Source organism: Streptomyces sp. NPDC051322 (genome assembly GCF_040689485.1).
Taxonomy (GTDB): Bacteria; Actinomycetota; Actinomycetes; order Streptomycetales; family Streptomycetaceae; genus Streptomyces.
The window spans coordinates 371,357-395,809 of record NZ_JBFBAK010000004.1 but is presented as its reverse complement, the minus strand read 5'-3'; the positions used below and the strand labels follow the sequence as shown (position 1 = coordinate 395,809).

19 protein-coding genes and 1 pseudogene are annotated in these 24,453 nt (G+C 71.0%); 8 read left to right on the top strand and 12 right to left on the bottom strand.

The features are described from left to right. The first annotated feature begins 251 nt into the window (after positions 1-251). Both AB0436_RS12930 and AB0436_RS12925 read left to right on the top strand, forming a co-directional pair. Complete coding sequence (locus tag AB0436_RS12930) at positions 252-1,418, top strand: exonuclease SbcCD subunit D (protein WP_366467858.1); 1,167 nt, start codon at positions 252-254, stop codon at positions 1,416-1,418. Next, complete coding sequence (locus tag AB0436_RS12925) at positions 1,415-4,426, top strand: SMC family ATPase (protein ID WP_366467857.1); 3,012 nt, start codon at positions 1,415-1,417, stop codon at positions 4,424-4,426. The genes AB0436_RS12930 and AB0436_RS12925 overlap by 4 nt, the downstream gene beginning before the upstream one ends. Positions 4,427-4,486: 60 nt before the next feature. Here AB0436_RS12925 and AB0436_RS12920 read toward each other — a convergent pair whose 3' ends face one another. Together AB0436_RS12920 and AB0436_RS12915 are read right to left on the bottom strand one after the other, a co-directional pair. After that, entirely contained in the window at positions 4,487-6,178 is a 1,692-nt protein-coding gene (locus AB0436_RS12920; protein ID WP_366467856.1) for a DUF885 domain-containing protein, read from the bottom strand. A gap of 62 nt (positions 6,179-6,240) precedes the next feature. Continuing rightward, positions 6,241-6,714 (bottom strand): Lrp/AsnC family transcriptional regulator, encoded by a 474-nt coding sequence (locus AB0436_RS12915; protein WP_366467855.1) that lies wholly within the window; start codon positions 6,712-6,714, stop codon positions 6,241-6,243. Between the two features lie 59 nt (positions 6,715-6,773). On the opposite strand from AB0436_RS12915, the gene AB0436_RS12910 reads away from it, so the two are divergent. Beyond that, positions 6,774-8,069: a PLP-dependent transferase gene (locus AB0436_RS12910; protein ID WP_366467854.1), complete on the top strand. Its 1,296-nt coding sequence runs from the start codon at positions 6,774-6,776 to the stop codon at positions 8,067-8,069. Here AB0436_RS12910 and AB0436_RS12905 read toward each other — a convergent pair. Beyond that, on the bottom strand, positions 7,954-9,408 hold the full coding sequence (locus tag AB0436_RS12905) for a GNAT family N-acetyltransferase (protein ID WP_366467853.1): 1,455 nt from the start codon (positions 9,406-9,408) through the stop codon (positions 7,954-7,956). The genes AB0436_RS12910 and AB0436_RS12905 overlap by 116 nt on opposite strands. Before the next feature lie 186 nt (positions 9,409-9,594). Next, positions 9,595-11,016: a PLP-dependent aminotransferase family protein gene (locus AB0436_RS12900; protein WP_366467852.1), complete on the bottom strand. Its 1,422-nt coding sequence runs from the start codon at positions 11,014-11,016 to the stop codon at positions 9,595-9,597. Between AB0436_RS12900 and AB0436_RS12895 the strand changes: the two are divergent. Continuing rightward, positions 11,007-11,900: pseudogene (locus AB0436_RS12895) on the top strand (EamA family transporter); the annotation flags it as partial. The gene AB0436_RS12900 and the pseudogene AB0436_RS12895 overlap by 10 nt on opposite strands. A 36-nt stretch (positions 11,901-11,936) precedes the next feature. Here the strand turns inward: AB0436_RS12895 and AB0436_RS12890 are convergent. Further along, positions 11,937-12,767 (bottom strand): alpha/beta fold hydrolase, encoded by an 831-nt coding sequence (locus tag AB0436_RS12890; RefSeq protein WP_366467851.1) that lies wholly within the window; start codon positions 12,765-12,767, stop codon positions 11,937-11,939. Positions 12,768-13,408: 641 nt separating this feature from the next. Here AB0436_RS12890 and AB0436_RS12885 point away from each other — a divergent pair. After that, positions 13,409-14,176, top strand: a complete 768-nt coding sequence (locus AB0436_RS12885; protein WP_366467850.1) for a GntR family transcriptional regulator — start codon at positions 13,409-13,411, stop codon at positions 14,174-14,176. A 69-nt stretch (positions 14,177-14,245) separates the two neighbouring features. Here the strand turns inward: AB0436_RS12885 and AB0436_RS12880 are convergent, their stop codons facing one another. Next, positions 14,246-15,403 carry an ROK family transcriptional regulator gene (locus tag AB0436_RS12880; RefSeq protein ID WP_366467849.1) on the bottom strand — a complete coding sequence of 386 codons (1,158 nt, stop codon included), beginning with the start codon at positions 15,401-15,403 and terminating at the stop codon, positions 14,246-14,248. A gap of 136 nt (positions 15,404-15,539) precedes the next feature. Here AB0436_RS12880 and AB0436_RS12875 point away from each other — a divergent pair, with 136 nt between their 5' ends. Beyond that, positions 15,540-15,998 carry a hypothetical protein gene (locus tag AB0436_RS12875; RefSeq protein ID WP_366467848.1) on the top strand — a complete coding sequence of 153 codons (459 nt, stop codon included), beginning with the start codon at positions 15,540-15,542 and terminating at the stop codon, positions 15,996-15,998. Positions 15,999-16,024: 26 nt separating this feature from the next. On the opposite strand, the gene mug is transcribed toward AB0436_RS12875, so the two are convergent. Continuing rightward, entirely contained in the window at positions 16,025-16,585 is a 561-nt protein-coding gene (gene mug / locus AB0436_RS12870) for a G/U mismatch-specific DNA glycosylase (RefSeq protein ID WP_366467847.1), read from the bottom strand. 37 nt (positions 16,586-16,622) lie between these two features. Next, positions 16,623-18,056, bottom strand: coding sequence for an adenylosuccinate lyase (gene purB / locus AB0436_RS12865; protein ID WP_366467846.1), 1,434 nt, complete (start codon positions 18,054-18,056; stop codon positions 16,623-16,625). A gap of 117 nt (positions 18,057-18,173) precedes the next feature. Between purB and AB0436_RS12860 the strand changes: the two genes are divergently transcribed. Together AB0436_RS12860 and AB0436_RS12855 are read left to right on the top strand one after the other, a co-directional pair. Continuing rightward, entirely contained in the window at positions 18,174-18,803 is a 630-nt protein-coding gene (locus tag AB0436_RS12860) for an alpha-ketoglutarate-dependent dioxygenase AlkB (protein ID WP_366467845.1), read from the top strand. Positions 18,804-18,848: 45 nt separating this feature from the next. Continuing rightward, positions 18,849-20,384 (top strand): ATP-dependent DNA ligase, encoded by a 1,536-nt coding sequence (locus AB0436_RS12855; RefSeq protein ID WP_366467844.1) that lies wholly within the window; start codon positions 18,849-18,851, stop codon positions 20,382-20,384. Between the two features lie 100 nt (positions 20,385-20,484). Here AB0436_RS12855 and AB0436_RS12850 read toward each other — a convergent pair whose 3' ends face one another. The 4 genes from AB0436_RS12850 to AB0436_RS12835 all read right to left on the bottom strand — a co-directional run bounded on the left by AB0436_RS12850 (position 20,485) and on the right by AB0436_RS12835 (position 24,410). Continuing rightward, positions 20,485-21,327 carry an SGNH/GDSL hydrolase family protein gene (locus AB0436_RS12850; protein ID WP_366467843.1) on the bottom strand — a complete coding sequence of 281 codons (843 nt, stop codon included), beginning with the start codon at positions 21,325-21,327 and terminating at the stop codon, positions 20,485-20,487. A 58-nt stretch (positions 21,328-21,385) separates the two neighbouring features. Beyond that, positions 21,386-22,420 (bottom strand): hemolysin family protein, encoded by a 1,035-nt coding sequence (locus AB0436_RS12845; protein WP_366467842.1) that lies wholly within the window; start codon positions 22,418-22,420, stop codon positions 21,386-21,388. Beyond that, a complete protein-coding gene (locus AB0436_RS12840) occupies positions 22,417-23,778 on the bottom strand; it encodes a hemolysin family protein (RefSeq protein WP_366467841.1) in 1,362 nt (453 codons plus the stop codon). Before AB0436_RS12840 ends, AB0436_RS12845 begins: the two co-directional genes overlap by 4 nt. Before the next feature lie 209 nt (positions 23,779-23,987). After that, positions 23,988-24,410, bottom strand: a complete 423-nt coding sequence (locus tag AB0436_RS12835) for a GNAT family N-acetyltransferase (protein WP_366467840.1) — start codon at positions 24,408-24,410, stop codon at positions 23,988-23,990. Positions 24,411-24,453 lie beyond the last annotated feature (43 nt).

Genomic DNA, 24,453 nt, shown 5'->3' with positions numbered 1-24,453 from the left:
AATCCCGCGTCAGGCGGAGGGCGGCCGGTCGACGCGCGTGACGCGAGCGGTACCCGCCAGGGCCCACCTCGCCCCGCCCGCACACGCCCCCCGTAGGCCCGTTCCCGCTGCAGCACCTTCCCACCGCCCGGCTCGCGATACCGGATCGGGCGGCATGCGTTAGCGTGGCGGGAGTTGACCGCGAGCCCCGTGCTGGTTCGTGCTGGTTTTGGAGGAGCAGTGGGGGCGAACGTGCAGGTCCGAGCGGTTTCATGAGATTGCTGCACACGTCCGACTGGCACCTGGGACGCTCCTTCCACCGGGTCGGGCTGCTCGATGCCCAGGCCGCGTACCTGGACCACCTGGTGGCCACGGTCCGTGAGCGCGAGGTGGACGCCGTGCTGGTCTCCGGGGACGTCTACGACCGGGCGGTACCCCCGCTCGCCGCCGTCGAGCTGTTCGACCGGGCGCTGCACCGCCTCGCCGACGCCGGAGTACCGACCGTCATGATCTCCGGGAATCACGATTCGGCGCGCAGGCTCGGCGTCGCGGCAGGTCTCATCCAGCGCGCCGGGATACATCTGCGCACCGACCCCGCGGGCTGTGCCACCCCGGTGGTCCTCTCCGACCCACACGGCGAAGTCGCGCTCTACGGACTGCCGTACCTGGAACCGGCCCTGGTGCGCGACGAGCTGAAGGCGGCGAAGGCGGGCCACGAAGCCGTGCTCGCCGCCGCGATGGACAAGGTGCGGGCGGATCTCGCCCAGCGCGCCGCGGGCACCCGGTCCGTGGTTCTCGCCCATGCCTTCGTCGCCGGTGGCGAGCCCAGCGACAGCGAACGGGACATCACCGTCGGCGGTGTGGCCGCCGTTCCGGCCGGCGTCTTCGACGGGGTCGACTACGTGGCACTCGGCCATCTGCACGGCAGCCAGATCGTCTCGGAGCGGGTGCGTTACTCGGGCTCCCCGCTGGCCTACTCCTTCTCCGAAGCCACCCACCGAAAGACCATGTGGCTGATCGACCTCGGTCCCGGCGGGGAGGTCGGCGCCGAACGGATCGACTGCCCCGTGCCACGGCCGCTCGCCCGGATCCGCGGTCGACTGGACGCACTGCTGGACGAAGCGGCGCTGGAGCGGCACCGCGATTCCTGGGTCGAGGCGACGCTCACCGACCCGGTGCGGCCCGCCGAGCCGATGGCCAGGCTGGCCGGACGCTTCCCGCACACACTCAGCCTCGTCTTCGACCCCGAGCGAGGCCCCGAGGATCCGCTCGCCTCCTATGCACAGCGGCTCAGCGGCCGGACCGACGAGCAGATCGCGGAAGACTTCATCGCCCATGTACGCAGCGGAGCCGGGCCGGACGAAGCAGAACGCGGAGTGCTGTCCGGCGCCATCGATCATGTCCGCGTGCAGGACGGCGTGCGCGAGGTGACCCGATGAGGCTGCACGCGCTGCGCGTCACCGCCTTCGGACCCTTCGCAGGCACCCACGAGGTCGACTTCGACTCGCTTTCGGCCGCCGGGCTGTTCCTGCTCCACGGCCCGACCGGCGCCGGCAAGACCTCCATCCTGGACGCCGTCTGCTACGCCCTCTACGGCGCGGTGCCGGGAGCCAGACAGGGACCCGGTGCCGTGCTGCGCAGCGACCACGCCCCGGCGACCGACCTGACCGAGGTGTGTCTGGATCTCACCGTCGGCGGACGCCGGCTGGAGATCACCCGGCAGCCGGCCCAGCCACGGCCCAAGAAGCGCGGGACCGGCTTCGTTACGGAGAAGGCGCAGAGCCGGCTGCGCGAGTACGACCCGCAGGCCGGCGGCTGGCAGTCGCTGAGCCGTTCGCACCAGGAGATCGGCGAAGAGATCACCCAGCTCCTCGGGATGAGCCGGGAGCAGTTCTGTCAGGTGGTGCTGCTGCCCCAGGGTGACTTCGCCCGCTTTCTGCGCGCCGATGCCGAGGCGCGGGGGAAGCTGCTGGGCAGGCTGTTCGACACCCGGCGCTTCGCGGCCGTCGAGGAGCGGCTGGCGGAGCTGCGCCGGTCCGCGGAAGCGGAGGTGCTCTCCGCGGACCGCCGGTTGCTGACCCTCGCCCACCGGATGGCGGAAGCAGCGGGTGACGTCGCCGGCGACTGGCCGCTGCCCGATCACCAACCGGGCGATCCCGAGCTCGCCGGATCCGTACTGGCCTGGGCCGCGGTCGCCCGCAGCGGAGCCGGTGAGCGGCTGGACATAGCGGATGCGGCCGTATCCGCGGCGGAGAGCAGACAGGCGGCAGCCAGGCACGCGCTGGCCGACGAGCGGGAACTCGCCAGGCTTCAGCAGCGGTTCGAAGAGACCCGGCGCCGGGCCGACGAGCTCACGGCCCGCGCAGGCGAGCGGGAGCGGCTGCGCGAACGGCTGGACCGGGCACGCAAGGCGGAACGGATCGCCGAGCCGCTCGCCCAGCGGGAGCGGGCCGAGCGGGCCCACGGAGCCGCCGCCCGTGCCTGGGAGAGCATCCGCGCACAGCTCCCCGACGAAGCGGCCGACGCGGGGGCGGAACAGCTCGCCGCGCTGGAGCGCAGGCTCCGCCAGGATCTCGGCGGCCTGGAGGCGGCGCAGCGGGCCGAGCACCGCAGCGCCGACATCACGCTGGAGCGGACTGCGCTGGAGCGGCAGTCACGTGCCGACGAGGAGCTCATCCGGGACACGGTCGACTGGCTCGCGGGCTGGGAGGACGAGCGTCGTCGCGGCCAGGCCCGTATCGACGCCGCGCAGGAGGCAGCGACCCGGGCGGAACAACTGGCCGGTCAGCTCGAACCGGCCCGCCGGAGGCTCGAAGCGGCGCGGCTTTTCGACCGTCGCGCGTCCGAGGCGGCCGAGGCCGAAGCGCGACTGCGTTCCGCCCGCGAGTCGGCGAACACCGCACATGAGACCTGGCTCGACCTCCGCGAGCGCCGACTGCGCGGTATCGCGGCCGAGTTGGCGGCCGGTCTGCGGCAGGGCGAGGCCTGTGCGGTCTGCGGTGCGACCGAGCACCCGGCGCCGGCTCGCGCAGGGGACGACCAGGTGGACCGGGCGGCGGAGGACGCGGCGTACGAGGAGCACACCGGCGCGGATCGCGCCCGGGCCGAGACGGAGCGTGCTCTCGGCGCGCTCCGGGAATCGGTCGCCGAGGCACGCGCCGGAGCGGGTGGCGCGCCGGTCGGCGAACTGGAGCGGCTGGTCGGCGACTTGCAGCGGGATGAGGCGCAGGCGCGCGAGGCGGCTTCGGACATGCATGCCGCCCGCGAGTCGCAGGGCCGAGCCGAACACGAGCACGCCGAACGGGTCGCCGCACAGCAGCAGGCCGAGCGGCGTTCAGCGGCCCGGACCTCGCGGTACGAAACGCTGGAGCGTGAGCAGACCGTACTGGAAGCCGAAGTGACCCGGTCACGGGGCGCGGCCGGCAGCGTCGCCGAACACGCGGCACTGCTGGAGCGCCGACTGGCACTGCTCGGCAACGCGGCCGAAGCGGTCCGCGCCGTCGACAGCACCGCCCGGCAGCTCAAGGAGGCCGACGACCGGCTCGCCGACGCCGCGTTCCGGGCCGGATTCGACACCCCCCGGGCGGCAGCGGACCAACTGACGAGCGACGCGGAACAGCGTGAGCTGCAGCGTCTGCTGGACGTCCGGCAGGCCGAGGAGGCAGCCGTCGCCGAGCGGCTCGCCGAGCAGGACGCCGCCGCTGCGGCAAGCCGGCCGGCGGCTGTCCCGGAAGCTGCCCAGCAGCGGTTCGACGCCGCCGAGCGCGCCGTGCGGGACGCCGCTTCGGCGCTCGACGCCGCCCGGCTCCGCCGCACGGCACTGGCGAGACTCGCGCAGCAGGCAGCCGACGAGCTGCAGCGGCTCGGGCCGCTGCGGCAGGAGTACGAAAGAGTGGCCCGGCTGGCCACCCTCACCGCGGGCACCTCCGCCCAGAACGAACGCAGGATGCGCCTCGAGTCCTATGTACTCGCCGCCCGGCTCGAGCAGGTCGCGTCGGCCGCCACCGCCCGGCTGCAGCGGATGTCGTCGGGCCGCTACACCCTGGTCCACTCCGATGCCCGGGAGGGCGGCCGCGGCCGGTCGGGGCTGGGACTGCACGTCGTCGATTCCTGGACGGGACACGAGCGCGACACCGCGACGCTCTCCGGCGGCGAGACGTTTTTCGCCTCCCTGGCGCTGGCCCTGGGCCTGGCCGATGTGGTCACCGAAGAGGCGGGCGGTGTACGGCTCGACACCCTCTTCATCGATGAGGGTTTCGGCAGTCTCGACGAGCAGACTCTCGACGAGGTCCTCGACGTGCTGGACTCGCTGCGCGAACGGGACCGCAGCGTGGGCATCGTCAGCCACGTGGCCGACCTGCGCCGCCGGATCCCGGCCCAGCTGGAGATCGTCAAGGAGCGGCACGGTTCCTCGGTGCGCCACCGGACGGCAGGTGTCCCGCACTGAGCGGCTGCCGGACCGACGTCGCAGACGTCGGCCCGGCCACCACCGCGGGGGACCGGCGGACTACAGCTTCGAGAGCTCGTCCACCAGGTCGTCGAGGCCCAGCGATCCCTGGGACAGCGCAGCCATGTGCCACGCCTTGGCGTCGAAGGAATCACCGTGCGCCTTACGGGCGTTCTCCCGGCCGAGGAGCCAGGCACGCTCGCCCAGCTTGTAGCCGGTCGCCTGGCCGGGCATCGACAGATAGCGGATGAGTTCGCTCTCCACGAAGTCGGCGGGCCGGCCGCTGTGCTTGCCGAAGAACTCCTGGGCCAGCTCCGGGGTCCATCGCTCACCGGGATGGAACGGTGAATCCGCCGGAATCTCCAGCTCCAAGTGCATACCGATGTCCACGATGACCCGGCAGGCGCGCATCATCTGCGCGTCCAGATACCCGAGCCGGCGCTCCGCGTCCGGCAGGAAACCCAGCTCGTCCATCAGCCGCTCCGCGTACAGCGCCCAGCCCTCGGCGTTGGCGCTGACCATGCCGACGCTTGCCTGGTAGCGGGAGAGCCGGTCCGCGACGTGCACCCACTGGGCCAGCTGCAGATGGTGGCCGGGCACGCCCTCGTGGTACCAGGTGGAGACCAGGTCGTACACCGGGAAGCGGGTCTCGCCCATCGTCGGCAGCCAGGTACGGCCGGGGCGGGAGAAGTCCTCCGACGGAGGGGTGTAGTACGGCGCGGCCGCGCCGCCGGGCGGGGCGATCCGGGACTCCACCTTCCGTACCCGGTCGGCGAGTTCGAAGTGGGTGCCGTCCAGCGCCTCGATCGCCTCTGTCATCAGGCCCTGAAGCCACTTCTGGACCTCGTCGACGCCCTCGATGTGTGTGCCGTGCTCATCGAGGTGGGCGAGCGCCTCCCACGGGCCCGCTCCGGGCAGAATCTTCTCGGCCTCGCCCTTCATCTCGGTCAGCAGTCGGTGGTATTCGGACCAGCCGTACGCGTACGCCTCGTCGAGGTCGAGGTCGGTGCCGTTGAAGTACCGCGACCAGCGGGCATAACGCTCGCGGCCCACGGTGTTCGGCGCGTCCTCGACCGCGGGCGCGTACACATCACGCATCCAGTCGCGCAGCGATGCGAGGGCGTCGGTCGCCTCGCGGCCCGCGGAGTCCAGCTCCTTGCGCAACGCATCGGGTCCGGCGGCGGCGAACTCCTCGAACCAGCCACGACCCTCGGATCCGGTACCTGCCCACTCGGTGAGCTGGCCGATGAACGTCTCGGTGGGACGCGGGGGGCCGAGCAGCCCGCGTTCCAGGCCGAGCGCCAGCGACTCGCGGTACCCCTCGAGTGCGTCCGGGATGGCCCCGAGCCGCTGCACCACGGCAGCCCAGTCCTCCTCCGTCTCGGTCGGTGTCACGGTGAAGACCTCGCGCACGGCATGTGCGGGCGAATGAATGTTGCTGACAGCCCGCAGCGCCTCATCGGCTTCGTGCACGGCGAGTTCGGCGCCCAGCCGTTCCCGCAGCAGCCTGCCGCAGCGCCGTTCGACATCGCTGTCCCCACCCGGCCTGCGCTCCGCCTCGTCGAGTGCGGTCAGTGTCCGTCGCGCGAGATCGGCAAGGGCGGCCTGCCCCGCGGGCGAGAAGTCCGGAAGACGGCTGGAGCTCTCCTTCACTCCGAGATACGTGCCGGTGATGGGGTCGAGTGCGATCAGGGCATCGACATAGTTGTCTGCTACCTGACGGGGAAGTGGGCTGTGGGAAGTCGGTGACATACGGACATCCTCGTACGTCACGGAAGTCCGCGCCAGCACTCTCCGCCTCCGGACTCCTTACATTACAGCGGCGGCAGAAGCGGACCGCAGTCCCAGGCCTGGAAGATCAGCCGAGTCTCCACCCGGGCGACCTCCCGCCGGGCGGTGAACTCGTCCAGCACCAGCCGCTGCAGGTCTGCGGTGTCCGCCACCGCTACATGCACCAAGTAGTCGTCGGGACCCGCCAGATGGAAGACGGCCCGGGACTCGGGCAGCACCCGGATGCGCTCCACGAACGGGCCCACCAGTTCCCTGCGGTGCGGCCGCACCTGTACGGAGAGCAGCGCCTCGAGACCCCGGCCGAGCTTTGCCGGGTCCAGCCGCAGCTGATGACCGAGAATCACACCGGAACGACGCAGTCTCGCGACCCGGTCGAGGCAGGTCGAGGCGGCGACACCGACAGCGGCCGCCAGTTCCCGGTAGGTGGTCCGGGCATCGTTCTGCAGAAGGGTGAGCAGCTGCAGGTCCACCGGGTCCAGTACGACAGAATCAGCCATTCGCCGAACGTAACACGGAGCGCGCACCAGATATGCCGGTGGGTGTTCAGAGTTCCGGTATGAAATCCCACGCAAGGACCGAAGGTGCCATCACCACCCCGCACCCGTCGAGGGCGCCGGCCACTGAGGCGGTGCACGCCGGCCGGGAGGACCTCGCCGGACTCGGACTGCACGCTGTCCCCATCGATCTGTCGACCACCTACCCTTCGTACGACAGCAGGGACGAGGCCGCCAGAATCGACGAGTTCGCCGCCACCGGCGCCCGTCCCGAGGGGCCGCCGATCTATGCCAGGCTCGACAACCCGACCGTCTCCCGTTTCGAAACGGCGCTCGCCGCACTCGAGGGTGCCGCCGGCGCCGTGGCCTTCGCCAGTGGCATGGCCGCCCTCACGGCGGTGCTCCTGGCCAGAGCCGGCCAGGGCCTGCGCCACGTGGTGGCGGTCCGCCCGCTGTACGGCTGCAGTGACCATCTGCTCACCGCCGGTCTGCTGGGCACGGAGGTGACCTGGACGGATCCGGCGGGGGTCGCCGAGGCGCTGCGTGCCGACACCGGCCTGGTGATGGTCGAGACGCCCGCCAATCCGACCCTCGCAGAGATCGACATCAGGGCGCTCGCGCACTCCTGCGGTTCGGTGCCGCTCCTCGTCGACAACACCTTCGCCACCCCGGTGCTGCAGCGACCGCTGGACCAGGGGGCGAGCATCGTTCTGCACAGCGCGACCAAATACCTGGGCGGGCACGGCGATGTGATGGGCGGGGTCGTGGCCTGCGACGAGGAGTTCGCAGGCACCTTGCGGCAGGTCCGGTTCGCGACCGGCGGCGTACTGCATCCACTGGCCGGCTACCTGCTGCTGCGCGGACTTTCGACGCTGCCGGTACGGATGCGGGCCGCGGCGTCGACCGCCGCCGAACTGGCCCGCCGGCTGGCGGCCGACGGGCGTGTGGCACGTGTCCACTACCCGAAGCTCGGCGGTGCGATGGTGGCCTTCGAGGTGAGCGGCGATCCGCACCGAGTCGTCGCGGGCGTGCGGCTCATCACCCCCGCGGTGAGTCTGGGCAGCGTGGACAGCCTCATTCAGCACCCCGCCTCCATCAGCCACCGCATCGTGGCCGAAGGAGACCGCCGCTCGGGGGGCGTGAGCGAACAGTTGCTGCGGATGTCGGTGGGCCTCGAGGACGTCGATGACCTCTGGCGGGACCTGGACCAGGCACTCGGCGGTCGGCCCGCTCTCTTCGGCCCTACGGAAGTTCCTGCCGAATGTCGTACGACGGCTCGTACGGCTGCGCATGCGGCCGCACATGCGGTTCGTACGGGAGACGGGAGCGCGTGGGTGTGCCCGCCAGCCGCGCGGTGATCACCAGAGTGCCCTCCTCGACCTGGTAGTCGAGCGGCAGACCGAGGCCGCGCATCGCCGCGACCATCCCGGTGTTCGACGCCTGCGTCACCGCGTACACACTGTCGCACCCGGCCTCCACGGCGAGCGCGACCAGCCGGCCGAGCAGTTCGGAGCCGATGCCGCGCCGCTGCCAGTCGTCCTCGACGAGCAGCGCGGCCTCGGTCTCGTCACCGTCCCAGAGCAGATGGCCGAGGCCGACGATGCGTCCCGATGCGGTCTGCACGGCGAGGGTGCGACCGAATCGGGGGCTCAGCAGGTGGGCCAGATAGCGGTCGGCGTCGCCCACCGGTCCGTGGTAACGAAGCCGCAGAGTCCGCTCGGAGCACCTGTCGTGCAGGGCGCGGGCGGCTTTCGCATCGTCGGGGCCGGCCCTGCGCACGGTGATCTCGTTGCCCTCGGGGAGGGTGAACACGTCCTGGCTGCGTGGCATCCGCGGTCCGAGGCGTGCGTCGAGCTCGACGAGCGCGCGGGCGCGGGCGAACTCGGTGGGTGTGAACGGCAGGTGGGGCCGCTCGACGGTGATGGCGCCACCGGAGGGATCGCGCAGCCGCATGACGGTCTCTTCCAGCGCGCTCTCCCCGGGCGTATCCGCATCGGCGGGTGCTCCGTCGGCAGTGACGGCGGGCACCGAGTGGATCGTGCAGCGGCCGAGCAACTGGCGCAGCGCGAGCGGCAGCTCGGCGGCATCGAGCGCGGTACGGGTGGCGAGCCCGATCACCCGGGTCGGGGTGTCCACCAGGTCGTGGGCGTCGGCGCGTTCGATCCAGGTGTCGTGCCCGCCGGCTGTGGCGACCTCATGGCCGAGCTGCTGGGCCGTGAAGGTGCCGGGGGCGCGCAGCAGGAACTCGTCGACCGTGCCGTCGGCCAGCGGATGGGTCTGCAGCGTCAGAATGTCCACCCGGTTATGGGCCAGCGTCGTGCACAGGGCGGCGAGACTGCCCGGCTCGTCGCGCACGGTGGTGCGCAGCCGCCACAGCGCCGTATCGGGCCTCGGCATCTCTTCCTCTTCGTCCTGTGCAACCGGCACCGCAGGTCCGCCGGCCGAAGGGGGGCCGGCGGACGGTTCGATGGGCGGGGCGTGACTGTGCCGCTGAGACCACCAGATGTGGAACCCGGCGGTGCAGGCAAGGGCCACCGCGGCAGTGATCAGCAGCACGGGGCCGTCCGGCGCGTGTACGACGAGATTGGCGACGACGTCGGCGAGCGCGACGGCGCTGAACAGAGCAGCGAGCTCGATGAGGTCCCGGCGCCAGTGATGCGGGCGGCGAGCACTCTTGGCGGAAGTCACATCAGTCATGGGATCACTCTGGCGCGACGGTGTTGCGCGATCACGAACTGCCTGTGACTGACGGGTTAAGTGTGCTTTTGGTTGATGGGGAACCGCTTTTCGCCGCCGGTGATGCGGGGTGCGACGTTCCGTGCCCCATGGTGATGAGACTGCCATGGAAAGTACCTCCTCACCCCAAGTGAACCGACGCGGTGGTCAATTGGTTCCTGCCAGCAGCCCGACGCCGAGAACGATCTCCGCCGGAGACAGATGCGCGTAACCGAGCACGAGACGTATGACGCCCTCCTCGGGGCGCTCGGTTCCGTAGTCGGACAGCGGACGCAGCGCCACCCCCCGCGCGGCGGCGCGCTCCAGGAAGCGGTGCTCGGGTCCGTAGCGGCCGGGCAGTCGTACGATGACGTGCAGCCCGGCGGCGATGCCGCTGACCTGGGAGCCGGGAAAACGCTCGGCGAGAGCCGATACGAGGACGTCCCGCCGATCGCGGTACGCCCGCTGGCATCGGCGGAGTTGGCGGTCGTAACCGCCACCGGTGATGAACTCGGCGAGCAGCGCCTGGTCGAGCACGGGATGGCCCAGGTCCATGGTGCGTTTGCGGGCGATGATCTCGTCGGTGAGCCGTTCGGGCGCGAGCAGCCAGCCGAGCCGCAGACCGGGCGCGAGCGACTTGCTCACCGATCCGGTGTACGCGACGTGGTCGGGGTCCAGGCCCTGCAGGGCGCCGACCGGCCGGCGATCGTAGCGGAAGTCGCCGTCGTAGTCGTCCTCGACGATCAGACCGTCTGCCGAGCGCGCCCAGTCCAGGAGCTCGGACCGGCGGGAGGCCGAGCAGGCGATGCCCGAGGGGAACTGATGGGCGGGCGTGGTCACCACCATGCGCACCCCGCTGTCGACGATCGGGGCGATCGCCGGCCCTTCCGAGTCGAGCGGCAGACGGACCGTGCGCAGGCCGGCGGCGGCGAACAGTGTGCCGTGCTCCGGGCTGCCGGGGTCCTCGACCCCCACCGTGCGCAGGCCGCGTGCCCGCAGGACGAGGCCGAGCAGGGTGGTCGCCTGGGCCACGCCCGAACAGACCACGATCCGTCCCGGGTCGGCAACCGCACCGCGCCGCCGGGTGAGCAGTTCCGCGAGGGCTCTCCGCAGCTCGGGAAGGCCACGGGCGTCGGGGTATCCCAAAGCGTGATGGGGGAGTCGGCTGAGCACCGAACGGTGCACGGCCGCCCAGGCGGCCCGCGGAAAGAGGGAGAGATCGGGCGTGCCCGCTCGGAAGTCGACGCGTACGTCGGGGGAACCCGGCGCCAGGTCACGCGCGGTCAGGTCACGCGCCGCGTCGGCGGCCGCCCGTGCCGCGCCGCCCACCCAGGTGCCCGCCCCCCGGCCGCTGCGCAGGTAGCCCTCGGCGGTCAACTGCTCGTACGCCTCGGTGACCAGCCCGCGCGAGACCCCGAGATCGGCGGCCAGCGCGCGGCTCGACGGCATCCGCGTCCCGGTGGCCAGCCGGCCCGTTCTGACCGCGTCGCGCAGGGCCTCCTGCAGGTGGCGGCCGCGCTTGCGGGACGGCGCCGCGCCCAGCGGCAGCAGCAACTCCCAGGCTGGCGAATTGGTCCCCGATGGCGTCATGCAAGTGGACCTTATTACGGACCGCCCGGCCGCCTAGCGTCGTCCTCATGCACTCGAACCCCGTACGAGGCGCGCTGCTCGCGGCCTTCGCCTGCCTCCTGGTCGGCGGGTCCTTCACGGCCAACAGCGTTCTCGGCGACTACCCGTATCTGGGCGGCCAGGCCCTGCGTTACGGTCTCGCCGCACTGCTGTTGCTGCCGCTGCTCGGCCGCGGTGGCGGCGCGCCGCCTGGCACCGTCAGCGGTCGGCAGTGGGGACGGCTCGCGCTGCTGGCCGCCGTCGGCATGGTCGGCTTCAACCTGGCGGTCCTGGCGGCGGAACGTACCGCGGAGCCTGCCGTGCCCGGGGTGTTCGTCGGCTGTGCTCCGGTGGTCGTGGCGGTACTCGTACCACTGGCCAGGGGCCGTCGGCCCATGCGGCCGGTGCTTCTCGGCGCTCTCCTGGTGGCGGTCGGCGCGTTCATCGTGCAGGGCTGGGGACGTACCGACGTCCTGGGCGTCCTCTGCTCGGCGGGCGCACTGGTCGGGGAGGTCGGCTTCGCACTGCTCGCCGTCCCGGTGCTGCGCCTGCTCGGGCCGAAACTGCTGTCCGCGACCGTCTGCGCGGTCGCCGCCGCGGAATCGGCGCTCGGTGGCCTCGTGGCGAACGGCCAGGGGTTCGTCCGGCTGCCCGACGCGTCGGAGGCCATCGCACTCGTCTGGCAGGCCGCCGTGGTCACCGTGGTCGGGTTCGTCTGCTGGTACCGAGGAATGCAGCGGATCGGCGCCGAACGGGCCACGCTCTGCTCCGGCCTGATCCCGGTCGCCGCCGCGCTGACCGCGCCTCTCGTCGGGGCGGGGGCCTACGGGGTGGCCCAGGGAGCGGGCAGCGCGCTGGTCGCGGCAGGGGTGGTGCTCGGTTCCGGCGTTCTCGGCCGGGGATCAGCGGCTGGTGTCGAGGATCACCCGGGCCACCAGGGCCGGATCGTCGTTCATCGGGACATGATCGCAACCGGGCAGCCGGACCAGCCTGGCACCGGGCATGGTGCGTTTGGCCCTGATGCCCTGGCGGCGCAGCAACAGCCGGTCCTTGGCTCCCCAGGCAACCGTGACGGGGACCTCGCCCAGCTCGTTGGTGAACAGCACGCTCCGGCCGGCCGCGAGGGTTTCGTCGAACCCGGTCGCGGTACGCAGCGCCAGCGTCTCCGAGACGACCGCCTCGGGTGAACGGCGTCCGGGGCGGGCGTAGATGGTGCCGGTCAGGGCGGCCCGGCCGCCGGCCGACCGCGACAGCCGCTCGAGGACCGGGAGCGGCAGCGCCTGAGCGCCCCGCCGCATCGCGGTCAGGGTGGAGAAGGCATAGCGGCGCTCGCCCGGTGACCAGAAACCGGCCGGTGACAGGGCGGTGACCGAGCGGACCAGTCCGCGGTGGCCCAACTCCAGCGCCAGCAGCCCGCCCAGCGAGTTTCCCGCGACGTGCGGCCGGTCGACACCGAGGGCCTCGCACATCGAGCCGAGCACCGGGACCACCGACGACAGCCCGTAGGGCACGCCCCGGGGCAGCGCGGGGGATTCCCCGAAGCCGGGCAGATCCACCGCGATCACGTCGCGTTCCGCCGCGAGGATATGCACCACCGGGTCCCAGGCCTGCCGGTGGTGGCCTATGCCGTGCAGCAGCAGAAGCGGCGCACCGCTTCCGGTGCGCCGATAGGCGACGGACAGCGGCCGGCGTCCGCCGGGGGTGTCAATGGTGAACGAGACCTGGGTGGTCATGCTGCTCCCTGCGGTGGGTTCCTCGGACGCCCGGCTGAGAGACCCGGCTGAGAGACCCGGCTGAGAGACCTGGCTGAAGACCCGGCTGAGGATCGGGCACGGCGGCGAGATGCCGCGTCAGCAAGAAATACTCCTCAGTAGCCTTCACTTCAAGACCTCCGGCGGACCAGGTCGTTCCGAGAGGCGGACCCGGCATTTCGCTCTGGACAGCCCGCGGCCGGTCGGCGGCGCTGGGGGCGCTCTCCGGGGGCCGGGTCGACAGCGTCTTTCAGACGGAGACGGTGGCCGGACGGATCACCTGTATCCACATCGTGCGCAATCCGGACAAGCTGACCCAGTTCGCTGTGCAGTAGTCGCGTCGACCCGGGTGAGCGGGGTCGTCGCCGCAGCCGGGTCCGGTGACGTGCGGGCCGGCCCCGTCCATTTCAGGCCGCAGGTGGCGCCACGACCCTCGCACACCCCCCGTGCGAACGTACGGTGAGCGCGTCATCGCCCAGTGCGACCTCGCGGCATGACGGCGGTGGGGATTGGTCTTGACCAAGGGGGTGGGGCGTCCTACTCTCGCAGAGATAGTGCAGGAACCTTTAATAAACAAGGGCATGGAAAAGCCGCCGGAGACACGGCGATTGCGGAGGATCAGGGTGGGGACCACGCAGCTGGAATCGGTGCCGGAGCCGAAGTACTGGCACCTCAAGAGCGTCCTCAGCGAGGCGCTGGACTCGGATTTCGCGGTCGGCGAGATCCTGCCGAACGAGCGCGACCTGGCTGCCCGCTTCGGCGTCGCCCGCGCCACGCTGCGGCAGGCGCTGGAGCAGCTGGAGCTCGAAGGCCGGCTGCAGCGCCGACGCGGAGTGGGCACCATGGTCGCCCCGCCCCGGGTGGGCGTCGACGTGTCGACCACCCAGCAGACCTGGCCGGGAGCCTCCGACGACGCCTGGCAGCCCCTGGAATGCGGGATGGACGTTCCGCCGGCCCCGGTGGCCCGGATCCTCGGGGTGGACGGCGCCGAAGAGGTGCACACCGTACGCAGGATCCGGGTGACGCACGGTCAGTCCGTGGCCGCGGAGTTGCTCTACGTACCCGCCGCATCGGTACCCGAACTGTCGGCCATAGACGCCGCGTCGGGGCCCGCCCGAGCCCGCGGGGTGCTGCGCGAGCTGCAGCGGCTCAGCCTCGAGGGCCAGGACAGGGCCGTCGAACTCGGCTCGGCACGCGCCGACGACGCCAAGGAGCTCGACCGGCTGCCGGGCGCACCGGTGCTCGTGGTGACCACCCGGTATCTCGCCGAAGGCCGAACGGTCGCGCTGTCCGTGGCGACCTACCGGGCCGACACCTGCAGGCTCACCTTCGGTGACTCGGGCGACCTCGAGATCAGTGACCACGCGCCGGAGCGCAAGAAGGCCTCCTGAACGCCACCGGTGCACCGTCACCGTCTGTTCGCAGGGCCGACGACCGGCCGAACCGGGCCGTCACCGACGTCAGTGGCGGCCCGTCACCGTACCCTCCACGGCAAACAGTTGTTCCTCGACGTGGTCGAGCGCCAGCCGGAGGGCTCCGGTCGCCACCGCCGCCTCACCGAGCAAGGAGAGCGTCACTCGCGGCGGCCGCAGACAGTAACGCGCCAGCTCGCCGCGCAACGGCTCCAGGACACCGTCCAGTCCCGCCGCCCAGCCGCCGATCACGACCAGTTCCGGGTCGAGCGCCAGCACCAGCGCCGCGACATCGTGCACCAGCCGCTGGATGAAGCGTTCGACAGCGGCCTGCGCCCGAGCGTCCCCGCGCTTGGCGTGCGCGAACACGTCGGCCACCGCCGGCTCGTCCAGCGGGTGCAGTGGCTCGTCCGTGGTCGACAGCAGTTTCTCCGGGGTCACCCCGCGGCCCAACAGGTGCAGAGCGCCGATCTCGCCGGCCGCGCCGCCGAAGCCGCGGTGCAGTCGGCCGCCGATCAGGGATCCCGCGCCCGGGCTGAGACCTGCCAGCACGAAGACGACGTCGTCCGAATCGGTGGCCGCGCCCTTCCAGTGCTCGGCCACGGCCGCGGCGTTGGCATCGTTCTCGACCAGCACCGGGCAGCGGAAGGACCGTCGGAGCCGCTCGCCGAGCGCGAGTCCGGTCCACTCGGGAAGCGCGGTCCCCAGCCGCACGGTGCCGTCGGCCTCCACGATCCCCGGGCTGCCCACCCCGACCGCGCGCAGGCTGCTGCGCGCGACACCGGCCCGGCGGAGAACATCTGCCACCGTGCTGCGCACCCGTTCCAGCCGCTCGTCGGCCGAAGCGGTCTCCGTGACGTCCCGGGAACCGGCGCCGATGACGCGGCCGTCGAGCCCGGAGAGCAGCGCCGCGACCCGGTGGGGGCCGATTTCCACGCCCAGCAGATGCCCGGCCTCCGCACGGAAACGGAACCGGCGCGCCGGACGACCCTGACGGCGTGCCTCGCCCTCCTCCGGAGTGTCCTCCACCACGAGGCCGGCCACCATCAGACCGTCGATCACACCCTCGACCGTGGGCCTGGAAAGACCGGTGATACGGGTGAGATCGGTCAGCGTCGGAAATTCCGCTCCGCGCAGGGCATGGAGTACCACGGCGGAATTGATCCGCCGCAGCAGAGAGGGGTCCCCGCCGGTCAGCTGCCCCAACGTGTGTCCTCCCAGCTCAGCTCATGCGTATGTCTGCCGGATGCTACCGGCTGGCCGAGCGGGCGGCGAGTGGCTACCGAGGTCCCGGTCGGCCCGGCAGGGGCCAACTGTCAGTGGCAGACGGTTTACTGAGGTCATGACCACCGCTCAGAATCTCGCCACCATCGACCTGCTGCGGGTCCGGGCATTCCCCGCACAGCGTGGCAGAGCCGAAGTCGGCAGCGGCGCAGGCATCACGTGTATTGCGGGACCCGGTTACCACCTCGCATTCCTGCGTCCCGGCCAGGACTTGCCGGCCGACGAGGGCATCCCGGGCGTCGAGGCAGCGGACCAGTCCGAAGCGGAGTGCGAGGCGCTTGCCGCTCTGCTCGACACTCGGTGGGGCGCCTCGCAGATGTTCAGCCTCTGGAGCTTAGCGGTCAGGATGTCGGAAGGGGAGGGGGTGGCCGAGCCCTGGAAGGAGTTGTGCTCCACGACGCCCTATCTGCACCTGTGGAGGGTGGCGGAGCGCTGGATAGCCCTCGGCGTCGCGCGATGGGAAGGAGAACCGTCGTACCGGCTGCTTGTGGCGATCACCGAGAACGATCCGCCTTGAGAGTCCGGCAGGCCGCCCGAGCGGCTTCACGGCCGGACCCGGGCGCCGTCCTCGTTCTCGACGGCGGCGCGCAGCCTGCCGTACTCCTCGGCCATCGACTGGGCCGTCCAGTGGGCGTTGAGTCCACTGGGGTTGGGCAGCGCCCAGATCCGGGTCGAGCCGATGGTAGTGGCCTGTGGTCCGATTCGGGCTTTGGGTTCTCCGAATGCCGTGCGATACGCGGTGACTCCGACCACGGCGAGCCAGGCCGGCCGGAGCCGCTCCACCTTCGCCCTGAGGATCCGGCCGCCCTCGCGGTACTCCTCGGGGGTCAGCTCGTCGGCGCGCGCCGACGCTCTCGCCACCACATTGGTGATGCCCAGGCCATGGGCCAGTATCTGCGCCTGCTCCGCGGGCGGCAGCAGCCGGGGAGTGAAGCCCGAGAGGTGCAGCACCGGCCAGAAGCGGTTGCCGGGCCGCGCGAAGTGGTGGCCCGTCGCGGCCGTCATCAGTCCCGGATTGATCCCGCAGAAGAGCACCCGCAAGCCGTCCGCGACCAGATCGGGAACGAGGCGGTCACGGGCGGCTTCCAGCTCTTCGGGCTTCATTCGGGCTTTCCGCGGGGAGGGGCAGGGGCGTTGCCGGTCAGAGGATCGAACCAGGAGTGTAGGCGGCGGCCTCCGGGTGCTGCTTGGCGATCTCGTCGATCCGGGAGACCACCGCGGCGACCTGGGCGCCCGCCGCTCCCGTGAAGGACAGCTTGTCGACCATCAGGTCGTCCAACTGCGCCCGGTTCAACGGCATCCGCTGATCGGCCGCGAGCTTGTCCAGCAGCTCGTTGCGCTCGACACCCTGTTCACGCATCGCGAGAGCCGACGCGACGGCGTGCTCCTTGATGACCTCGTGCGCCGCTTCCCGGCCGACCCCGGCGCGTACGGCGCCCATCAGCACCTTCGTCGTGGCGAGGAACGGCAGATAGCGGTCCAGCTCACGGGCGACGACCGCGGGGAACGCGCCGAACTCGTCGAGCACCGTCAGGAAGGTCTCCAGCAGACCGTCGAAGGCGAAGAAGGCGTCCGGCAGCGCGACCCGGCGCACCACCGAGCAGGAGACATCGCCCTCGTTCCACTGGTCACCCGCCAGCTCGCCGGTCATCGAGGCGTAGCCACGCAGGATCACCATCAAGCCGTTGACCCGCTCGCAGGAGCGGGTGTTCATCTTGTGCGGCATGGCGGACGAGCCGACCTGCCCCGGCTTGAAGCCCTCGGTGACCAGCTCGTGCCCGGCCATCAGACGGATGGTCTTCGCCAGTGAGGAGGGGGCTCCGGCGAGCTGAACCAGCGAGGTCACCACGTCGTAGTCGAGCGAGCGCGGGTACACCTGTCCCACAGAGGTGAAGACCTGCGCGAAGCCGAGATGGCCGGCGATCCGCTGCTCAAGATCGGCAAGTTTCGCCTCGTCCCCGCCCAGCAGGTCGAGCATGTCCTGGGCAGTGCCGACCGGACCCTTGATCCCGCGCAGCGGGTAGCGGCCCAGCAGGTCCTCGAGCCGTCCGTACGCCACCAGCAACTCGTCCGCGGTCGTCGCGAACCGCTTACCGAGCGTCGTCGTCTGCGCCGCCACATTGTGCGAGCGTCCGGCCATCACCAGCTCGGCGTGCTCGGCGGCCAGCCTGCCCAGGCGCGCGAGCACCGCCACCGTCCGGTCACGAACCAGCTCCAGGGAGAGCCGGATCTGCAGCTGCTCGACGTTCTCGGTGAGATCGCGGGAGGTCATGCCCTTGTGGACCTGCTCGTGGCCGGCCAGCGCGTTGAATTCCTCGATCCGCGCCTTCACATCGTGACGGGTGACCTTCTCCCGCTCGGCGATGGACGCCAGATCGACCTGGTCGAGCACCCGCTCGTAGTCCGCGACGGCCTCTTCCGGCACCTCGATCCCGAGGTCCTTCTGGGCGCGCAGCACGGCGAGCCACAGTCGGCGCTCCAGCTTCACCTTCTGCTCGGGGGACCAGAGGACGGCGAGCTCCGTTGATGCGTAGCGGCCGGCCAGGACGTTGGGAATACGAGGCTTTGCAGTCACGTGAAGTGATTCTACTGGCGGTTTCTGCAGGCCGGCGCCCCGGTGCCGGTTGTGCGTTCGTACAGGAGGGGAGGAGCGGACCATGTGATCGAACGTGCGTGCGAGTAGGCTGGCCGCATGGCTCTACATCTGCAGAGTTCCCTCTTCGACCAGGGGGACGAGAGCACCCTGCGACCGTTGGACGGGCTCTGCCGCACCCAGCTCGGCCGGGGCGCCTGGATCGATGTGCTCCCGCAGTGGCTCACCGGAGCGGACGAGGTCTTCGCATCGCTGGTCCGCGACGTCGCCTGGCGCGCCGAACAGCGGATGATGTACGACCACGTGGTCGCGGTACCGCGGCTGCTGTCGTTCTTCGGTGCGGACGACCCGCTGCCGCATCCGGTGCTCGACGAGGCCCGCGCGGCGCTCTGCGGGCACTACACCGCCGAACTCGGGGAACCGTTCACCACGGCCGGCCTGTGCTTCTACCGGGACGGCAATGACGGCGTCGCCTGGCACGGGGACACCATCGGCCGGGGACGCACCGAGGACACCATGGTCGCCATTCTCTCGCTCGGGACGCCCAGGAACCTGGTACTGCGGCCCCGCGGAGGCGGATCGCCCTCGGTGCGCAAGCCGCTCGGCCACGGGGACCTCATCGTGATGGGCGGCAGCTGCCAGCGCACCTGGGAGCATGCCATCCCGAAGACGGCGAGAGCGGTGGGACCACGCATCAGCGTGCAGTTCCGCCCGCAGGGGGTGCGCTGACCGGGCACCGCGCGGAAACACGGCGAAACCGGGTACGTGTGAGTCATGTTGCTGCGTGCACTTGCAGACACGTCCCGTGCTGTCGGCGCCGAACCGGCCCGGAACGCGAAGATCGCGCTGCTCGCTGAGTATGTGCGCGGTCTGGATCCGGACGAGCTGTCCGCGGCGGTGGCTCTGCTGTCCGGTGAGTCCCGGCGGATGCGGATCGGCGTGGGCCCGGCCGCGCTGCGCGAACTCCCGCCCGCCGCCGCAGCGGCCACGCTCGGAGTCCGGCAGACGGAGGAAACGCTGGCCGCCATCGCCGCCGTCCATGGCCCGGGATCGCAGGACGAACGCCGCAGGCTGCTGGCGGAGCTGTTCGCCGCGGCAACAGCCCAGGAGCAGTCGTTTCTGGGCGCGGTTCTGGTCGGAGAACTCCGCCAGGGCGCTCTCGACGCGGTCGTGGCCGACGCGGTCGCCAAGGCGGCAGGCGTCCCCGCGGCCGACGTGCGCCGTGCGCTGATGTTCCGCGGCTCGGCCGGGGCGGTGGCGGCGGCCGCCATGTCGGGCGGCAAGGACGCGCTGCGCTCGTTCGGCCTGGAGATCGGACGTCCGGTACGGCCGATGCTCGCCGCGGCGGCGCCGGATGTCGGCGCGGCGCTGGAACGGCTGAGCCCCGCTGCCCTCGAGTGGAAGCTGGACGGCATCCGGGTCCAGGCGCACCGGAACGGCGACGACATCGGTGTCTTCACCCGGAGCCTGGACGACATCACCTCGCGGGTGCCGGAAGTAGTGGAGGCGGTACGCGCTCTGGACGTGCGTACAGCCGTACTCGACGGTGAGGCCATCGCCGTCGGAGCGGGCGAGCGCCCGCTCCCCTTCCAGGTCACGGCCGCCCGCACCGCGTCGCGGCAGGACCCGGTCCGGCTGCGCGCCGAGGTACCGCTGCGGGTCTTCTTCTTCGATCTGCTGCACCGCGACGGTGCCGACCTGCTGGATCTGCCCGCCGCCTCTCGATGGGCGGCGCTCGACGACGTCGTACCCGCGGAGTTCCGGGTACCGCGGATCGTCACCGGGGACGCAGCCGAGGCAGCGTCCTTCTTCGACCGGGCGCTGGACCGCGGTCAGGAAGGGGTGGTGGTGAAGGATCCGGCCGCGCCGTACGCGGCCGGCCGGCGGGGGGCCGGCTGGATCAAGGTCAAACCCCGGCACACCCTGGACCTGGTGGTGACGGCGGCGGAGTGGGGCCACGGCCGGCGACAGGGCCTGCTGAGCAATCTCCATCTCGCCGCGCGCGGCGAGGATGCGGCCACCCAGCCCTGGGTGATGCTCGGAAAGACGTTCAAGGGGCTGACCGACGAACTCCTCGCCTGGCAGACCCGGGAGCTGCTGGCACGGGAGGAGAGCAGGGACGGCCATGTCGTGCGGGTCCGCCCCGAACTCGTGGTGGAGGTCGCCTTCGACGGGCTGCAAAGCAGCCCGCGGTATCCGGCAGGGCTCGCGCTGCGCTTCGCCCGGGTCCTTCGTTATCGGGTCGACAAGACCGCGGCCGAGGCCGACACCGTCTCCACCGTCCGGGCTCTGGCGCCCCCTGTGCAGTGACCGCATATGCAGCGCCCGAACATGCGGTGACCGAATATTCGAGGACCGAATTGGCTCCCGGCACGACGCCTCGGCGAACCGGCCGGTGCCGGGAGTCGCATCAGCGCACCCCGTCCGCGCGGCGCCAGCCGGTCACCGGGCCAGGGTTTCCGGCATCCACCGGAGTGATCCAGAACGCCTCACCGGACTCGGCACTGAACTGCGCGCCGAAGCGTCCGTCCCCGGAGGACCGTCCGGTCAGCCGTCGTCCGATCCACGGCACCAGATGCTCGCGGGCGAACTGCACATCGCTGCCGCGGCGGGCCGCCCAGCGCACCGGCCCGGCGGCCGGGAGCAATGCCTGCCAGTCGATCTCGGGATCCAGCCCCAGCGTCTGCCAGACCGCCTCCGCCACCCGCAGATGCCCGTCCGCGGTGAGATGCAGGCGGTCGACGTCCCACATCCGCGGGTCGCCGAGTGCGGGTGCGCCGTACAGATCGACGACCAGTGCTCCGTGCCGACCCGCGAGATCTTCGATGAAGGTGAAAAGTTCCTCCATCCGCGGACGGAAGCGCTCCATCACCGGTCCGTTGCGGCCGGGGCTGCGCATGAGCACCAGTCGTCTGCACGCCGGCGCCAGCCGTTCTACGGCCTCTTCCAGCCGCCCGCGCACCATGCCCATATCGCATTTCGGGCGCAGCGCGTCGTTCAGCCCGCCGACCAGAGTCACCACGTCCGGCCGCAGCGCTGCCGCCGCGTCGGCCTGTTCGTCGACGATCTGTCCGATGAGTTTCCCGCGTACCGCCAGGTTGGCGTACCGGAAGCCGGGCGCCCGTGCGGCGAGGCGTTCGGCGAGCAGATCGGCCCAGCCGCGGTAAGAACCGTCCGGCAGGATGTCCGACATTCCCTCGGTGAAGGAGTCACCGACCGCGACAAGGCTGGTGTATGGGGCATTCAATTCCATGGCGCGGCGATCGTATCGCGGCCGGTCGGGGGCGTTTCCGCTCAGCCCGGGAACGTATTCACTCGTCGCGGCCGGTCTGTTCCGACGGTCGGCCGACAAGTTCACGCAACACGTCCTCCATCGTCACCAGACCGGCCGGCTTCCCGTCGTCACCCAGCACCGCGGCCAGATGGGTCCGGCTGCGTCGCATCGCGGTCAGTACGTCGTCGAGCGGGTCGGCCGCCAGCACCCGGGCGATCGCCCGCATCGACGACGCCTCGAACGGCAGCTCCCGAGGCGTGGCGTCCAGCGCGTCCTTCACGTGTAGATAGCCCAGGATCCGCCGGTCGTCGTCCACCACCGGGAACCGCGAGAAACCGGACTCGACCGACAGCCTTTCCAGTTGCGCCGGCGTCGTGCCCGGGCGTGCGTACACCACCTGTTCCGGTGCCACGATCACATCGCGAACCGGACGGCGGCCCAGCTCCAGGGCGTCGTGCAGCCGTTCGCTGGCCCGGTCGTCGAGCAGACCCGCCGCCGAGGCGTCCGTGACCAGACGCGCCAGCTCGTCGTCCGAGAAGGTCGCGGCCACCTCACTCTTCGCCTCGACGCTCAGCAGCTTCAGCAGCGCGTTGGCGAAGGAATTGACGGCGAAGATCACCGGACGCAGCGCACGCGCCAGCGCGACCAGCGGCGGGCCCAGCAGCAGAGCCGTCCGCACCGGTCCCGCCAGGGCGATGTTCTTGGGCACCATCTCGCCGAAGAGCATGTGCAGATAGGTCGCCACGGTGAGAGCGATGACGAAGGAGATCGGATGGATCAGCCCGTCGGGTATGCCGACGCCGTGGAAGACCGGCTCCAGAAGGTGCGCGATGGCCGGCTCGGCAACCACGCCCAGCACCAGCGTGCACAGGGTGATGCCCAGCTGTGCCGCCGCCATCATGGCCGCAAGATGCTCCAGGCCCCACAGAACGCTTCGCGCCCGCCGGTTGCCCTCGTCCGCCGCCGGCTCGATCTGGCTGCGCCGCACCGAGATCAGCGCGAACTCACCGCCCACGAAGAACGCGTTGACGACCAGTGTCAACAGGCCGATGAACAGCTGGAAGGCGGTCATCGCCCGGTCTCCTCATTGCCGATGCCGGCATCGTCGTTGCCGTCCCCGTCGGCGGCGTTCGGCGCGTGCAGCAGGACCCGGGCCGCGCGGCGTCCGCTCGCGTCCACCACGTCGATCCGCCAGCCCGCCAGCTCGACGACGTCGCCCTCGGCCGGAATCCGTCCGAGCAGTGTGGCCACCAGTCCGGCGAGCGTTTCGTAGGGGCCCTCCGGCACGTGCATACCGATGGTCTCCAGCTGATCGGTGCGGGCCGCACCGTCCGCCGAGTACACCGCCCGGCCTTCTGTGTCCTCGCCCGCGTCCGCGAGGTCGGGCGTCTCATGCGGGTCGTGTTCGTCGCGTACCTCCCCGACGACCTCCTCCACGATGTCCTCCAGCGTCACCACACCCGCCGTCCCGCCGTACTCGTCGATCACCACGGCCATGGTGTTCGCGCCGTACAACCGGTCGAGCAACCGGTCCACGGTCAGCGTCTCGGGGACCAGGAGTGGTTCCCGTACCAGCCCGGAGACGGGCGAACGCGTCCGGCGATCCGCCGGCAGTGCCAGCACATCCTTGATATCAGCGACTCCGACGACCTGGTCGAGACTCCCGCGGTACACGGGGAAACGGGAAAGCCCGGTGGCCCGGGTGGCGTTCGCGACGTCCTCGGCGGTCGCCTGCACCTCCAGACCGATCACCTGCACCCGCGGCGTCATCACGTTCTCCGCCGTCAGATCCGCGAGGTTGAGGGTGCGGACGAATCGCTCCGCGGTGTCCGCTTCCAGGGCGCCGGCCCGGGCCGAATGCCGGGCCAGCGCGACCAGCTCCTGCGGTGACCGCGCGGAGGCCAGCTCCTCGGCCGGCTCCATGCCGAGCCTGCGCAGCAGCCGGTTCGCGGTGTTGTTGAGGTGGCTGATCAGCGGCCGGAAAGCGGCACTGAAGAACCGCTGCGGAGTCGCCACCACCTTGGCCACCGTGAGCGGAGAGGAGATCGCCCAGTTCTTCGGGACCAGCTCGCCCACCACCATCAGGAAGACGGTGGACAGGGCAGTGCCGATCACAAGTCCGACCGAGGAGGCCGCGCTGCCGGAGATGCCGATGGCTTCGAGCGGACCGCGGAGCAGCTTTCCGATCGAGGGCTCGGCGAGCATCCCGATGACCAGATTGGTGACGGTGATGCCCAGCTGGGCCCCGGAGAGCTGGAAGGTGAGGCTGCGCACGGCCTGCAGCGCGCTCGCAGCACCGCGCTCGCCGCGCTCGGCCGCCTGTTCGAGCTCACTGCGCTCGACCGTGGTCAGCGAGAACTCGGCGGCAACGAAGGCCGAACATGCCAGCGAGAGCAGCAGCGCCACGATGAGCAGGAGCACTTCGGTCATCGCTTCACCTCTGTCCCATGATCGGTCAGGGGTCCGACGAGCGCGCGATGTCGGCCGTTGCGGTGTCGGTTACCGCTGTGTCGGATACGGGGAGGCTCGCCCATGGGCGGAGGCTCACACCTCTCGGTCGGTGAGGCAGGACCCTGCCATGGTAAAGGATGGGCAAAGAATGCAGTCGACGGCCCTGACTCCCGGCCGACGGCGGCCCCCTACGACAAGGGCTTCACCCAGCGCCGCCAGTGGTCCTCACGGTGATAACCGGCCGCGGCCCACGTGTGATGTGCCTGCTCGTTGGCCTCCAGCACCATGGCGTCGACCCGTCGCCCGCCCAGGGCCCTGAATCGCTGTTCCGCTGCTTCCAGCAAGGCGGTGGCGACGCCTTGCCGGCGGCAGTCGGGGTGCACGGCCAGCCGGTAGAACGAGCATCGCCAGCCGTCGAAGCCGGCGATGACCGTTCCTGCGAGGAGACCGTCACGTTCGGCGAGGAGCAGGGCTTCGGGGTCTCTGGAAATGAGCGCCGCCACTCCGTCGTAGTCGTCGCTGATACTCGTTCCTTCGGCGGCTCGGCGCCAGAACCGCAAGACGGCGTCGATATCGGTGAGGCCGGCGCAACGCACGTGCAGATCGCTCATGAGGCGAGCAAAGCAGAGTGCCGACCCCCGCGGCGAATGATGT